At 55.6% G+C, this 12,777-nt stretch carries 14 protein-coding genes; 11 read left to right on the forward strand and 3 right to left on the reverse strand.

The annotated features are described in order from the left end of the window. Nucleotides 1-71: 71 nt before the first annotated feature. The 7 genes from AC0JZ1_RS01395 (at nt 72) to mmsB (ending at nt 7,201) form a co-directional block, all read left to right on the forward strand. Entirely contained in the window at nt 72-1,277 is a 1,206-nt protein-coding gene (locus tag AC0JZ1_RS01395) for an ABC transporter substrate-binding protein (protein ID WP_471880654.1), read from the forward strand. Nucleotides 1,278-1,286: 9 nt separating this feature from the next. Further along, the gene (locus AC0JZ1_RS01400) at nt 1,287-2,066 is read left to right on the forward strand and encodes an ABC transporter ATP-binding protein (protein WP_471880899.1); all 780 of its coding nucleotides are present in this window, start codon (nt 1,287-1,289) and stop codon (nt 2,064-2,066) included. Between the two features lies 1 nt (nt 2,067). Next, entirely contained in the window at nt 2,068-2,769 is a 702-nt protein-coding gene (locus AC0JZ1_RS01405; RefSeq protein ID WP_471880655.1) for an ABC transporter ATP-binding protein, read from the forward strand. 3 nt (nt 2,770-2,772) lie between these two features. Further along, nucleotides 2,773-3,657 carry a branched-chain amino acid ABC transporter permease gene (locus tag AC0JZ1_RS01410; RefSeq protein WP_471880656.1) on the forward strand — a complete coding sequence of 295 codons (885 nt, stop codon included), beginning with the start codon at nt 2,773-2,775 and terminating at the stop codon, nt 3,655-3,657. A 74-nt stretch (nt 3,658-3,731) separates the two neighbouring features. After that, nucleotides 3,732-4,673 (forward strand): branched-chain amino acid ABC transporter permease, encoded by a 942-nt coding sequence (locus AC0JZ1_RS01415; protein WP_471880900.1) that lies wholly within the window; start codon nt 3,732-3,734, stop codon nt 4,671-4,673. A 30-nt stretch (nt 4,674-4,703) separates the two neighbouring features. Further along, nucleotides 4,704-6,302: a GMC family oxidoreductase gene (locus AC0JZ1_RS01420; RefSeq protein ID WP_471880657.1), complete on the forward strand. Its 1,599-nt coding sequence runs from the start codon at nt 4,704-4,706 to the stop codon at nt 6,300-6,302. Nucleotides 6,303-6,322: 20 nt separating this feature from the next. Beyond that, complete coding sequence (gene mmsB, locus AC0JZ1_RS01425; protein ID WP_471880658.1) at nt 6,323-7,201, forward strand: 3-hydroxyisobutyrate dehydrogenase; 879 nt, start codon at nt 6,323-6,325, stop codon at nt 7,199-7,201. Between the two features lies 1 nt (nt 7,202). Here the strand turns inward: mmsB and AC0JZ1_RS01430 are convergent, their stop codons facing one another. The 3 genes from AC0JZ1_RS01430 to AC0JZ1_RS01440 all read right to left on the reverse strand — a co-directional run bounded on the left by AC0JZ1_RS01430 (nt 7,203) and on the right by AC0JZ1_RS01440 (nt 9,834). Next, nucleotides 7,203-8,459, reverse strand: a complete 1,257-nt coding sequence (locus AC0JZ1_RS01430) for an arsenic transporter (protein ID WP_471880659.1) — start codon at nt 8,457-8,459, stop codon at nt 7,203-7,205. A gap of 33 nt (nt 8,460-8,492) precedes the next feature. Continuing rightward, nucleotides 8,493-9,128 carry a nucleoside/nucleotide kinase family protein gene (locus tag AC0JZ1_RS01435; protein ID WP_471880660.1) on the reverse strand — a complete coding sequence of 212 codons (636 nt, stop codon included), beginning with the start codon at nt 9,126-9,128 and terminating at the stop codon, nt 8,493-8,495. A gap of 172 nt (nt 9,129-9,300) precedes the next feature. Continuing rightward, the gene (locus AC0JZ1_RS01440) at nt 9,301-9,834 is read right to left on the reverse strand and encodes a DUF992 domain-containing protein (protein ID WP_471880661.1); all 534 of its coding nucleotides are present in this window, start codon (nt 9,832-9,834) and stop codon (nt 9,301-9,303) included. A gap of 227 nt (nt 9,835-10,061) precedes the next feature. Between AC0JZ1_RS01440 and AC0JZ1_RS01445 the strand changes: the two genes are divergently transcribed. From AC0JZ1_RS01445 to AC0JZ1_RS01460, 4 genes are all read left to right on the forward strand, one after another. Then, entirely contained in the window at nt 10,062-11,570 is a 1,509-nt protein-coding gene (locus tag AC0JZ1_RS01445) for a helix-turn-helix transcriptional regulator (RefSeq protein ID WP_471880662.1), read from the forward strand. 126 nt (nt 11,571-11,696) lie between these two features. Continuing rightward, nucleotides 11,697-11,876 carry a CsbD family protein gene (locus AC0JZ1_RS01450; RefSeq protein ID WP_471880663.1) on the forward strand — a complete coding sequence of 60 codons (180 nt, stop codon included), beginning with the start codon at nt 11,697-11,699 and terminating at the stop codon, nt 11,874-11,876. A 34-nt stretch (nt 11,877-11,910) separates the two neighbouring features. Next, nucleotides 11,911-12,231 carry a BON domain-containing protein gene (locus AC0JZ1_RS01455; protein ID WP_471880664.1) on the forward strand — a complete coding sequence of 107 codons (321 nt, stop codon included), beginning with the start codon at nt 11,911-11,913 and terminating at the stop codon, nt 12,229-12,231. A 4-nt stretch (nt 12,232-12,235) separates the two neighbouring features. Next, nucleotides 12,236-12,757: a DUF992 domain-containing protein gene (locus tag AC0JZ1_RS01460; protein ID WP_471880665.1), complete on the forward strand. Its 522-nt coding sequence runs from the start codon at nt 12,236-12,238 to the stop codon at nt 12,755-12,757. Nucleotides 12,758-12,777: the final 20 nt, after the last annotated feature.

A 12,777-nucleotide genomic window follows, 5' to 3' on the forward strand; every position in this document is an offset into this window, starting at 1 on the left:
CGGGCAGTTTTTGCACAGGCCACCTTCGACAGGCTTGTATGAGCTTCGCGTTATCTTGGGAGGATAATGATATGCGCGGTACCATCATCGCATCTATGGCAGCCCTTTTTGCCAGCACGTCCATTGCGCTTGCCGCATCTGCCAGCGATGGCAAGGTCAAGATCGGTATCTTAAATGACCAGTCTGGCGTCTACGCGGATTTTGGCGGCAAGGGCTCGGTGGAAGCCGCCAAGATGGCTGTTGAGGATTTCGGCGGCAAGGTGCTGGATTCTCCAATCGAAATTGTCGATGCCGACCATCAGAACAAACCGGATATTGCCTCCAATATCGCTCGCCAGTGGTTCGATACCAACCAGGTCGATGCGATCATGGAATTGACGACGTCATCCGTCGCACTCGCGGTGCAGGCCATCGCCAAGGAAAAGAAAAAGATCGATATTGTCACCGGTGCCGCTACGACGGAGCTGACTGGGAAGCAGTGCAGCCCCTATGGCTTCCACTGGGCTTACGATACACATGCGCTGGCTGTCGGCACAGGCGGCGCACTCGTTAAGCAGGGCGGCAAGAAGTGGTTCTTCCTGACGGCTGATTATGCCTTCGGTTACTCGCTCGAACAGCAGACATCCGATTTCGTAAAGGCGAATGGTGGTGAAGTGGTTGGCTCTGTTCGTCACCCGCTCAGCAATGCCGATTACTCGTCATTCCTGTTGCAGGCACAGTCTTCCGGCGCGAACGTGATTGGTCTTGCCAATGCCGGTGCGGATACACAAAACGCGATCAAGCAGGCTGCAGAATTTGGCATCACGCAGGGCGGGCAGCGCTTGGCAGCTCTCCTCTTCACGCTGGCTGAAGTACATGGTCTCGGTCTTGAAGCGGCCCAAGGGTTGACGCTGACAGAAGGCTTTTATTGGGACCGCGATGATAAGAGCCGCGAATTCGGTGAGCGCTACATGAAGCGCACGGGCAAGATGCCGAACATGATCCAGGCTGGCACCTATTCTGCAGTTCTTCAGTATCTGAAGGCGGTGCAAAAGGCTGGCACGGATGAGACTGAGGCCGTTGCGAAGCAGCTCCACGAAATGCCGGTGGATGATGCCTTCGCGCAAAACGGCACGGTTGGCCCGAACGGTCGCATGTTCAAGGACATGTATCTGCTGGAAGTAAAGAAGCCTGGCGACAGTAAGAAGGATTGGGACTACTTCAACGTGCTGGCGACCATTCCCGGCAAGGAAGCTTACCTCGATCCGGCCAAGAGCGGCTGCAATCTCGTCAAGTAAGCGAGATCAATCATGATTGCACCAGCCCCACATGATGAGGTGCATGCGGTTCTATCCGCACGCGGCCTTACCCGTCGCTTTGGCGGATTTCTTGCGGTGAACAATGTCGATATCGATGTACACCATGGCGAAATTCACGCGCTTATCGGCCCCAATGGGGCCGGTAAAACCACCGTCTTCAATCTCTTGACCAAGTTCTTGCAGCCCACGTCCGGGCGGATCAGCCTGATGGGTCAGGATATCACTGCCACTCCGGCGGATCGTGTGGCGCGCATGGGGCTGGTGCGATCTTTCCAGATTTCCGCCGTGTTTCCGCATTTGACCGTGCTTGATAATGTTCGCGTTGCCTTGCAGCGACCGAACGGATTGGCGCACCAGTTCTGGCGGCCAATGTCCGCGCTTGATCAGTTGACGAGCAAGGCCGAAGGGCTTCTCTCGACAGTTGGCCTGACGCGGGAAAGAGATGCGCTGGCTGCCGATCTTTCCTATGGCCGAAAGCGCGTGCTGGAAATTGCGACCACGCTGGCGCTCGACCCGAAGGTGCTGCTGCTCGATGAGCCGCTGGCCGGCATGGGCCAGGAGGATATAGCGACCATTGCCGGGCTAATTCGCAATGTAGCGGAAACCCGCGCCGTCTTGATGGTGGAGCATAACCTCTCTGTCGTTGCCGATATCTGCGACCGCGTTACCGTTCTGCAACGGGGCGAGATTTTGGCCGCAGGCGATTATGAGACGGTGGCCCAGAACCCTGAGGTGCGCACGGCCTACATGGGGCGGGAGGAGGATTGAGATGGGCGCACTCCTTGATATTGGCAATCTGAATGCCTGGTACGGCGAAAGCCATGTGCTGCATGGTGTCAACATGCAGATCCAAGAGGGGGAAACTGTAACCCTGCTGGGCCGCAACGGTGTTGGAAAAACCACAACGTTGCGCACTATCATGGGGATTATCAGACAGCGTAAAGGCACTTTACGCTTTGCAGATCGGGATATGCTTCCGGTTCCCCTTCACAAGACAGCGCGTCACGGCCTCGGTTTTGTGCCGGAAGAACGCGGGATCTTCGCAAGCTTGAGCGTGATGGAAAACCTCATGCTGCCGCCGCAGATTGCCAAAAACGGCATGAGTGTGGATGAGATTTTCGAACTGTTCCCGAACCTGCATGAACGCCGTAACAGCAGCGGCACGAAGCTTTCCGGGGGTGAGCAGCAAATGCTAGCCATTGCCCGCATATTGCGCACAGGCGTTCGCATGCTTCTGCTGGACGAGCCGACAGAGGGGCTTGCTCCCGTCATCGTGCAGCGTATCGGCGATGTTCTGATCCGCCTAAAGCAACGGGGGATTACTGTGCTTTTGGTTGAGCAAAACTTTCGTTTCGCCAGCAGGGTGGCTGATCGCTTCTACCTGATGGATCACGGGCAAATTCAATCGGAGTTTCCAGTTGGCCAGCTCGGCGAACGCATGGGCGAGCTCAACAAGGTTCTGGGGGTGTAGGCCATGACGATGATATTCGGTGTGCCGCTTCCAGCCCTGCTTGGCCAGTTGCTGATCGGTCTGATCAACGGTTCCTTCTACGCGCTTTTGTCGCTTGGCCTTGCTATCATTTTCGGCCTCTTGCGAATGATCAACTTTGCCCACGGCGCGCAATATATGCTTGGAGCGTTTACAGCCTATCTGCTGCTGCATTTCGCGGGCATAGGCTATTGGCCAGCGCTCATCCTCACGCCCTTGATCGTTGGTGTCTTCGGTGCGGTGGTGGAGCGCCTCTTTCTTCGCCGGCTTTACGGTCTCGATCCGCTTTACGGACTGCTCTTTACCTTTGGTCTAGCTCTGACATTGGAAGGTATCTTCCGTTATTATTACGGCGCGTCGGGTCAGCCCTATGCTACGCCGCCGTCGCTGGCGGGCGGAACCAATCTTGGCTTCATGTTCCTCCCCAATTACCGCGGGTGGGTCGTTGTTGCCTCGCTGGTCGTGTGCATTGGTACATGGCTCGCAATCGAGAAAACCAAGCTTGGCGCCTACTTAAGGGCTGCAACGGAAAATTCCACACTGGTTCAGGCGTTCGGCGTGAATGTGCCGGTGCTGTTGACGCTGACCTATGGACTGGGTGTTGCATTGGCTGCGTTTGCGGGCGTGCTGGCGGCACCCATCTATCAGGTCTCGCCCCTTATGGGCTCCAACATCATTATCGTTGTGTTCGCCGTCGTCGTGGTGGGCGGCATGGGTTCGATCCTTGGTGCCATTGTCACCGGCTATGTTCTGGGCATCACCGAGGGATTGACGAAGGTCTTTTACCCAGAGGCGTCTAACACGGTGATCTTCCTGATCATGGCAATTGTACTGCTTGTCCGGCCAGCCGGATTGTTCGGACGGGAGTGAGCACAATGACTGATATTCAAACCACGGCAGTTCCCTCCGATACGCTTGAACATCGCGGTGTGACGAAGGCGGAAATGAATGCGCGGCGCATTGCACTGGTCATCGGAATTGGCGTTCTTTTGTCCGCACCGCTTTTCGTGTATCCGGTTTTTATTATGAAGGTTTTGTGCTTTGCGCTTTTCGCTGCGGCGTTCAACCTTTTGATTGGCTATACGGGTCTTCTTTCTTTCGGCCATGCAGCCTTCTTCGGCGGTGCTGCTTACTTCACAGCCCATGCCGTGAAGGAGTGGGGCTTTCCACCGGAAATGGGTATCCTCATCGGCGTCTTGGGCGGCGCTGGCTTGGGCCTTGTAATGGGATTCTTCGCTATCCGTCGCCAGGGCATCTATTTCTCGATGATCACCCTGTCGCTGGCGCAGATGTTCTTCTTCTTCTGCCTGCAAGCCGGCTTCACGCACGGGGAGGATGGTATCCAGTCCGTACCGCGAGGTTATCTGTTCGGATTCATCGATCTCAGCAATCCGTTTGCCATGTATTACACAGTGGCAGGAATATTCCTCATCGGCGTCTTCATCATATGGCGGTTCGTGCACTCACCCTTTGGCATGATCTTGAAGTCGATCCGCGAAAACGAGTTGCGGGCCACGTCACTTGGTTATTCCGTAGCTCGCTATAAGCTCGGTGCTTTCGTCATGTCGGCAGCACTGGCCGGATTGGCAGGTGCGACGAAAGCGCTGGTTTTTCAATTTGCCACTCTGACAGATGTTTCCTGGCAAACGTCGGGCGAAGTGATCCTGATGACGCTGCTCGGTGGCATTGGCACCATGGTAGGGCCTGTCATCGGCGCGGGTATTGTCGTCATGCTCGGTAATTACCTCGCCACGACAGGATTTCCGGTCACCATCATCACAGGCGTCGTCTTCATGGTCTGTGTGCTTCTGTTCAGGCGTGGCCTGATCGGTGAACTGGCGGTTTCTCGCTTTGGTCGTAAATTTGGCCTCTCGCGCTGGCTTTGAGCCAGCGCCTGATTTTCAATGAGCTAAATCATGAATAGTTACGATTACATCATTGTGGGCGCCGGAACCGCAGGCTGTGTGCTGGCCAATCGACTTTCGGCAGACGGCAAGAATACGGTTCTCCTGCTGGAAGCTGGTGGCAACGACAACTACCACTGGATTCACATTCCCGTTGGCTATCTTTATTGCATCAATAATCCCCGCACCGACTGGTGTTTTATGACAGAGGCGGAACAGGGCCTCAACGGTCGCGCCCTCAACTATCCTCGCGGCAAGGTGCTGGGTGGATGCTCTTCTATCAACGGTATGATCTACATGCGCGGGCAGGCTCGTGATTACGACCAGTGGCGGCAAATGGGTTGCACCGGCTGGGGATGGGATGATGTACTGCCGCTCTTCCGCAAGTCTGAGGATTTCTACCGTGGCAAGGACGATATGCACGGGGTGGGCGGTGAATGGCGCGTGGAAAAAGCGCGTGTGCGCTGGGCCGTACTCGACGCTTTTCAGCAGGCAGCACTTGAAGCTGGTATCCCTAAAACCGAAGATTTCAATCGCGGCACCAATGAAGGCTCCGGCTATTTCGACGTAAATCAAAGGTCCGGTATTCGCTGGAACACGGTGAAAGCCTTTTTGCGCCCAGCCATGCGGCGCGGAAACTTGCGCGTACTGACTAAAGCGCAGGCAAAAAAGCTGATTGTTGAAAACGGTGAAGTTCAAGGAGTTGAGGTCTTCGTCAACGGCCAAACACAACGCTTTCATGCACGGCGGGAAACCGTTCTCGCGGCAGGTGCTATTGGATCTCCGCATTTACTGGAGCTTTCCGGCATCGGGCGTGGTGATGTTTTGAACAGAGCAGGCGTGGGTGTGGTAAAAGAAGTGGCTCAAGTAGGTGAAAACCTGCAGGATCACCTTCAACTGCGCCTGACTTTCAAGGTCACCGGAGTGCCGACGCTGAATGAGAAGGCCTCATCACTGTTTGGCAAAATGGCAATTGGGCTTGAATATCTGGCCAAGCGCTCTGGCCCCATGGCCATGGCTCCCAGCCAGCTTGGCATCTTCACGCGGTCTGGCCCGGAAAAGGAAATGCCGGATTTGCAATATCATGTGCAGCCTGTTTCGCTCGATAAGTTTGGTGATCCGGTTCATTCCTTCCCGGCCATCACTGCGAGTGTATGCAATCTGCGGCCAGATAGTCGCGGCTACATCCATCTTCGCAGCCCCGATTTTGCCCAGCAGCCAGCTATCCAGCCGCGCTATCTCTCGACCGAAAGCGATAAAGCCGTTGCCGTCTCAGCCATTCGGCTCACGCGAAATATTGTGTCGCAGCCGTCCTTTGCGCGCTACCATCCGCAGGAACACAAACCGGGCGCGGCCTATGAAACAGACTCAGACCTGATGAAAGCCGCAGGTGATATTGGAACGACCATCTTCCATCCGGTTGGAACCTGTCGGATGGGGGTGGATGAGGCAAGTGTAGTGGACCCGCGTTTAAAGATGCGCGCATTGGGAAAATTGAGAATTGCGGACGCCTCGATCATGCCCACAATTACATCGGGCAATACCAATTCACCCACGGTCATGATTGCCGAAAAGGCAGCAAGCATGATCCTGGAAGACAGTCGAGCCTGAAGCCCACTCGGAGGAAACATATGACGGAAATTGCATTTATCGGCTTGGGCAACATGGGTGGTCCAATGGCGGCGAATTTGGCCAAGGCTGGCCATAAGGTTATCGGCTTCGATCTGTCGGAACAGAGCAGGAAGACGGCTGAAGAAAATGGTGTCGCTTGTGTTGCGAGTCTTAGCGAGGCGATGACCGGTGCCAAGGTAATCGTCACGATGCTGCCGAAAGGCGAACATGTCCTGTCCGTGTGGACCGAAATGAAGGCGATGCTCGCGGCTGGTACGCTTTTGATCGACTGCTCGACTATTGATGTGGAATCGGCCGGCAAAGCGCACGCACTTGCCGCAAGCGCGAAGTGCCATTCTCTCGATGCCCCTGTTTCCGGCGGTATCTCTGGTGCAGCTCAAGCAACGCTTACCTTCATGGCTGGCGGTGAGCAAAAAGCCTTCGATGCTGCAAAACCGATTCTTGAAGCTATGGGGAGACGTATCGTGCATTGTGGGGGACCGGGCGCCGGTCAAGCCGCAAAAATCTGCAACAACATGCTGCTCGGGATTTCAATGATTGGCGCTTGTGAAGCGTTTGCGCTCGGCGAGAAATTGGGTCTGACCCATCAGGCCCTATTCGATGTGATCTCCACCTCCTCCGGCCAGTGCTGGTCGGTCAATACCTACTGCCCGGTTCCCGGACCTGTGCCGACTTCGCCAGCGAACCGCGATTACCAGCCGGGTTTCGCCGCTGCCTTGATGTTGAAAGATCTTCTGCTTTCACAGGAAGCTGCCAGCAGCGTCAGCGCGCAGACGCCGCTTGGTCAAGCCGCCTCCGACCTCTATCGCCAGTTCGAGCAGGCAGGCAATGGAATGAAGGATTTTTCCGGCATCATTGAGATGCTTCGCGGCGCCTGACTTATTGCAGCGCAAGTGCCGCAAGCGATAGGATGAGAGCCGGGAACATCACCACGAAACCCAACTTGAGGAAGCTCCACGCACCCATGTGGAGCCCCTCACGACGAAGGGCTGCGAGCCATAGAATTGTGGCAAGCGAGCCGGTGACGGATAGGTTAGGGCCGAGGTCAACGCCGATCAGAACCGCACCAGCTACGGCATCTGACACATGCGCTGCCTGAACGGCACTTCCGGCAAACAGTCCCGCCGGGAGATTATTGACGAGGTTCGAGACGATGGCCACGCCAAAGCCTGAAATGGCAATGGCGGCGGGCTCCGACTGAGCAGCCAGTTGCGCCAGACGCTCCGATAGCATGGCTGTGAGGCCGGTTTTGTTCACGGCTTCAACGACCACGAAAAGACCCGCGACCAGCGGCAAGACACTCCAGCTAATGCCGCGGACAATCTCCATTGGCCCCTGGCGCGTAAGCAGAAGCACCCCTGCAGTGGTCAAGCAGCCTGCAATGAACGTTGGAACACCCAAGTCCATATGCAGGGCTGATGCCGCGACGAGAATAACGGCGGTGAGGCTAAGACCAATGCCAGCAAGTCGTGCGGCGCGGGTCAACTCGGGTCGCTCCACATCGGTAGCCAATTCATCTTGCGCCAATGCCTTGCGCTGCGTCCAGTACAGACAGGCCAAAGTAGCCAGGATGGCTACGATGGATGGGAACAGGAATGTTGCAAGCCAGCGAGAGAGGGGCGGCATGTCGCCACCTGCAAAGATTACCAGATTAGCTGGGTTGGAAATAGGGAGAACGAAGCTGGCAGCATTGGCGATGAAAGCGCAGATGAGCAAGTAGGGCAGTGGGTCTTTTACCTTGGCTGCACGACATGCCGCATAGACGGCGGGCGTGAGGACTACTGCGGTGGCGTCATTGGACAGAAAGACAGTGACGACGATACCCACGACATAGATCAGCAGAAAAAGGCGTTTGGACGATCCTCCAGCCTGTGCCGTTGCGACGGCCGCAATCCAGTCAAACAAGCCTTCGCGGCGTGCAAGTTCGGACAGCAGCATCATGCCGATGAGGAATAAGTAGACATCAAAGCCTTTCGCTACTCCAGTCCATACATCACTTGATGTAATGACACCGAGGGCGAATAGCAGTAGCGCACCGGCCACTGCCCACACAGCCTCTGGCCAGCGAAAAGGACGGGTGACAACACCAAGTGCCGTCAACCCGGCAATGCCCCATGTCAAAGCGGTAGCGGTCATGCACAAACTTTCTGAAAATGCTGGGTACTGGCGTTAGTTCATGATGCGAATATCAGGCTCAACACTGCCCTCAACGATCGCAATTCCATTTGGAATATCGTTCTCGTCGAGCTTGCGACGAATGCCTTCTTCATCCAATCCGTAGAAGAACCAGCGCTCCCGCAGACGACGGCGCAATTCTTCGACCGGTACGTCCACGAAGACCTTCAGGTCGAAGCATGCGTAGAGGCGATCCCATGGTGACTGCTTCATAAGAAGGTAGTTGCCTTCGCAAACGATGATGCCGGTGTTGCGGCTGATCAGCCGCCCTCCAGCTCGAGCGATCTCAATCGAACGGTCGAAAACTGGAACCGCGACGGTCTCGTCTTCATTGGCTTTGAGGCGCTCAAGCATGTGGCGCAAACCATGAACATCGAACGTATCGATGGCACCTTTGTTTGCCAGCCGCCCCCTTTCACGCAAAACAGCATCGTCATAATGGAAGCCGTCCATGGGGAAAACGGCGGCAAGATCAGGTCTTGCGCGGTTGATCTCATCGACAATCGCATCCGCAAGAGTGGATTTGCCTGATCCCGGAGCACCAGAGACGCCAGCCACGATGCGGCTACCATCATAAAGATCCAACAGGCGTGCCGCCAATTGACGGGCATTCTCGGCAAGAGCTGTCATGAATAATCCTTCGGCTCGAATCGGGCCAAACTATCCAGTTTATCTATTGGCAGGATGCAAAGCCGAGGCGGCTCAGCAAATCAAGCAATTTAAGTTTGTAAGTATGCAGTCAGATCATGAAAAAGCGCCCGCCGAAGCGGACGCTTAGAGAATGCTTGGGAGTACCTGCCTTTTAGCTGGCAGGCGTCAACGTCATGGACGTTCCAGTTGCAGCAAGGTTGAGGCCGAGCTGTCCCTGAACACTTACGGTTTGCAGATGGATGGAGCCGGATGTGCCACCAATCAGGATGTTCGCGCCAACGCCCGCAGCGACCGTCACTTCCGCTGTTGCGCCCTGATAAAGACCGGCGAGTGAACCATGGTGATAGCCAGCAGTCGGTGCGAATACGGCCCAGACCATACGGCCACGCGTGGTGAAACCGATATCGACGCCCATTTTGCGAACAACGCCGGTGTAACGATCAAGCGGTTCACTGCCCATGGCAGAACGGAACACGCAATCCGCTTCCTTCGCAGAACCCAGAACGTAGCCAACGCCACCGCCGATGTTGCAATCCAGGTAACCGATGCGCACACCATTGCGCTGATCCTGCTCCTCATAGGCGGGAGCCCGGTCATAGCGAGAAATTGCATCGGCAGAGAAAGCAGTACCTGCGCTGGTGAGGATGGGTAGGGCAGCGATTGCTACTGCGAGGGTCTTTTTCATTGAGTTCACTCCTTGGGTAGTTCAGCCGCGATCATCGCGGTTCATTTCGAATCCATCTGCGGATTGCATCGTTAACGCGGATGGCAAAAAAATGATCCGATCATGGCTATTCACATCCTCCGTATTTTTGTGACACGAATTCTTATTGCGTGATGGCAATTGCATCTCTTGCCGGAGGAAGATGATGCCCACATTTCTCTCGCAGTTCACAACGTGCGCAGGTTGCCATGTCCGATACACCTCCGGTGCCCAAGATTAACCGTTTGGTACTACAAAGCTTGATCGCAGGACTAACCGACGGATTGATCCTGGTTGAGCCGGATGGACATTTGAGTTGGGCCAATGATGCAGCGCTGCAGATGCACCGGGTCGAACGTGTTGAGCAATTGGGCGAGACTGTTGCGGATTATCGTCGCAATTTCACGCTTCGCTATCGCAACAATCACACGCTTGATGAGGGCCAGTATCCACTGGAGCGTCTTCTGGCAGGCGAAGAGATCAATGGCGTCACGGTTGAGGTGTCTCCCGCAAGCGATCCTGACCTAGTCTGGGTGCATGTTATTCGTACGCTGGTTCTGGAGGACGGCGGTGCAAAGCCCGATGTGCTGGTATTAGTTCTGCGCGATGAAACACCCCGCTATGAGGCAGAGAAGCGGTTCGAAAAGTCATTCAATGCAAACCCCGCTCCCGGTCTGATCTGCAGGCTGGATGACCAGAGGTTCATTCGCAGCAACGAAGGTTTCGCAGAAATGACAGGCCTGACGCGGGAGGACGTGGTGGGCCGCACTGTCGAGGAAATCGGCCTCTTCTCCAACTGCGAGACCGGCGAAGACGCGATGCAAAAGCTTTCGGAAGGTCGCGTCATTCGCCAACGAGAGGCGCTGGTGCCATTGCCTGATGGAAGTGACAGACTGGTCATCGTCGCCGCAGAGCCTATCCCTGTCGGTGAAGTGCCGTGCATGTTGTTCACGTTCGCCGATCTGGACGGACGCCGTAAAGCACAGAATGCACTTCGGCAAAGCGAGGAGCGATTCTCAAAGTCGTTCAAGCTCTCACCCGCGCCCGCCGCCATCTCCCGACTGGACGATTTTGTCTTCCTTGAAGTCAATGAGGCATTTCTCTCTCTCAGCGGCCGCAAGCTGGAAGAAGTGGTTGGAAAAACCGCAAGCGAACTCCAGCTTTGGGAAGATGTTAAGGCCCGGAAGGCACTGGAGCAGCAGTTGCGTGACAACATCCCCGTAAGGGAAGAGCAATTGCGAATGCAGCTCAAGAATGGCGATACAGCCGAGTGTCTCGTTTCGGCTGAAAGGGTCGAAATCAACGATCAACAATGCGTCCTTTGGGCCTTGCAGGACGTGACGGAGAGACGCCGTTCAGAGATGGAGCTTATCGAGGCCATTGAAAGCGTTATGGCGGATACGTCCTGGTTCAGCCGCACGATTGTTGATCGATTGGCAACCCTTCGCCACACCTCAAAAGGCAAGGCAAATACGGCCGAACTTCGCGATCTGACCGAACGGGAAACTGAAATCCTCGGGCTCATTTGCGATGGTCTGAGCGACGCGGATATGGGTGAGACGCTGCACCTTTCGCGCCATACCATCCGTAACCATGTGGCGTCGCTCTACAACAAGATTGGAGTGAACCGCCGTGCGCAAGCTGTTATCTGGGCGCGAGAACGTGGCTTTGCTGGCAAGGGCGCCGGCTCCTCAAAAAAAGGGGGCAATCCATCATAAAAAAGGTCAATAGCTACTAGATGAACTAGTAGATCCTTCTCTGCTTTCTCTATCCCGCCCGTTCTAATTTCTATCCCGTGGCGCAGGTGATGCGTCCGATAAACAGATTGAGACAAGGAACAGACAATGGATAAGAGCAGAATTGAAGGTGCTGCCCGTCAGGCCAAGGGTTCCATCAAGGAAGCTGTCGGCAAGGTCACCGGTAATCGCGAGCTGGAGCTTGAAGGCAAGGCGGACAAGGTTGCGGGCGAGGCGCAAAGCGCCGTCGGCAAAGCCAAGGACGCTGTTAAATCCTCCTTCAAGTAATTCAGTCTCTCAGCCTTTATCGCGAGGCCTACTTATGATCCTGGCACAGGTACGTTCACAGATTAGCGGAAACCCACAGGACTGCAGTCTTTGCGCTGCTTTGCGTTCTATTCTTGCATACGCCCAAGGCCTGGAGCGTAGCACCATAGAGTGCAGCAGCGAAGGTGGCCGCATTTTTCTGTCAGGGGAAGTCGATTCGCTTGATGCTTTGGAAACAGCCATTGCAGTGGCGGAAGTCTTTTCTGGCCGCACTGTTGTTGCCGATCTTTCTATCCAGCCCAGGGTCCGTTCGCCCCGGTTGCGAGCTGCGAACGATATCTGTGTAGATCATCTAGGCGACCATCTGAAAGGATGACAAAATGAAAAAACTCATCTCCATCGCCGTTGCCGCCACGTTTGCCCTTGCACCTTCCGCCTTCGCGGCAGGTAGCCACCACAGCAATGCGCACGCAAAGGCGCGTAATGTTGCCGCAGAACCGGGCCAGCGGGTTGGCGCGCTGAGCTGTGTGATCGATGGCGGTCTTGGTCTGATCCTCGGTTCCAGCCGCAAGATCAATTGTGAGTTCCGCCAGTCCAATGGCAAGGTAGAACGCTATACCGGATCGATCGGTAAGCTCGGGCTCGATATCGGTATCTCCGGCAAAAGCTACCTGAACTGGATGGTCGTAAGCACCGCCGCTTCCCGCGTTGGAGAAGGAGCGCTGGCTGGTAGCTATGTGGGTGCGTCTGCGTCGGCTGCTGTTGGCATCGGTGTTGGCGCGAATGCGCTGATTGGCGGAAGTGCCAAGAACTTTGCCTTGCAGCCGGTCAGTGCCCAGGCAGGTACTGGCTTGAATGTGGCCGCGGGTGTTTCCCGCCTTCAGTTGCAGCGTGCAAGCTAAACTTCAACTGAACTTGGGCG

It is taken from the genome of Affinirhizobium capsici (assembly GCF_977018625.1).

Bases quoted from the DNA above. Each gene is read 5' to 3' on its own strand.
- AC0JZ1_RS01395 (WP_471880654.1), top strand. From the start codon at position 72: ATGCGCGGTACCATCATCGCATCTATGGCAGCCCTTTTTGCCAGCACG.
- AC0JZ1_RS01405 (WP_471880655.1), top strand. From the start codon at position 2,068: ATGGGCGCACTCCTTGATATTGGCAATCTGAATGCCTGGTACGGCGAA.
- AC0JZ1_RS01410 (WP_471880656.1), top strand. From the start codon at position 2,773: ATGACGATGATATTCGGTGTGCCGCTTCCAGCCCTGCTTGGCCAGTTG.
- AC0JZ1_RS01415 (WP_471880900.1), top strand. From the start codon at position 3,732: ATGAATGCGCGGCGCATTGCACTGGTCATCGGAATTGGCGTTCTTTTG.
- AC0JZ1_RS01420 (WP_471880657.1), top strand. From the start codon at position 4,704: ATGAATAGTTACGATTACATCATTGTGGGCGCCGGAACCGCAGGCTGT.
- mmsB (WP_471880658.1), top strand. From the start codon at position 6,323: ATGACGGAAATTGCATTTATCGGCTTGGGCAACATGGGTGGTCCAATG.
- AC0JZ1_RS01430 (WP_471880659.1), bottom strand. From the start codon at position 8,459: ATGACCGCTACCGCTTTGACATGGGGCATTGCCGGGTTGACGGCACTT.
- AC0JZ1_RS01435 (WP_471880660.1), bottom strand. From the start codon at position 9,128: ATGACAGCTCTTGCCGAGAATGCCCGTCAATTGGCGGCACGCCTGTTG.
- AC0JZ1_RS01440 (WP_471880661.1), bottom strand. From the start codon at position 9,834: ATGAAAAAGACCCTCGCAGTAGCAATCGCTGCCCTACCCATCCTCACC.
- AC0JZ1_RS01445 (WP_471880662.1), top strand. From the start codon at position 10,062: ATGTCCGATACACCTCCGGTGCCCAAGATTAACCGTTTGGTACTACAA.
- AC0JZ1_RS01450 (WP_471880663.1), top strand. From the start codon at position 11,697: ATGGATAAGAGCAGAATTGAAGGTGCTGCCCGTCAGGCCAAGGGTTCC.
- AC0JZ1_RS01455 (WP_471880664.1), top strand. From the start codon at position 11,911: ATGATCCTGGCACAGGTACGTTCACAGATTAGCGGAAACCCACAGGAC.
- AC0JZ1_RS01460 (WP_471880665.1), top strand. From the start codon at position 12,236: ATGAAAAAACTCATCTCCATCGCCGTTGCCGCCACGTTTGCCCTTGCA.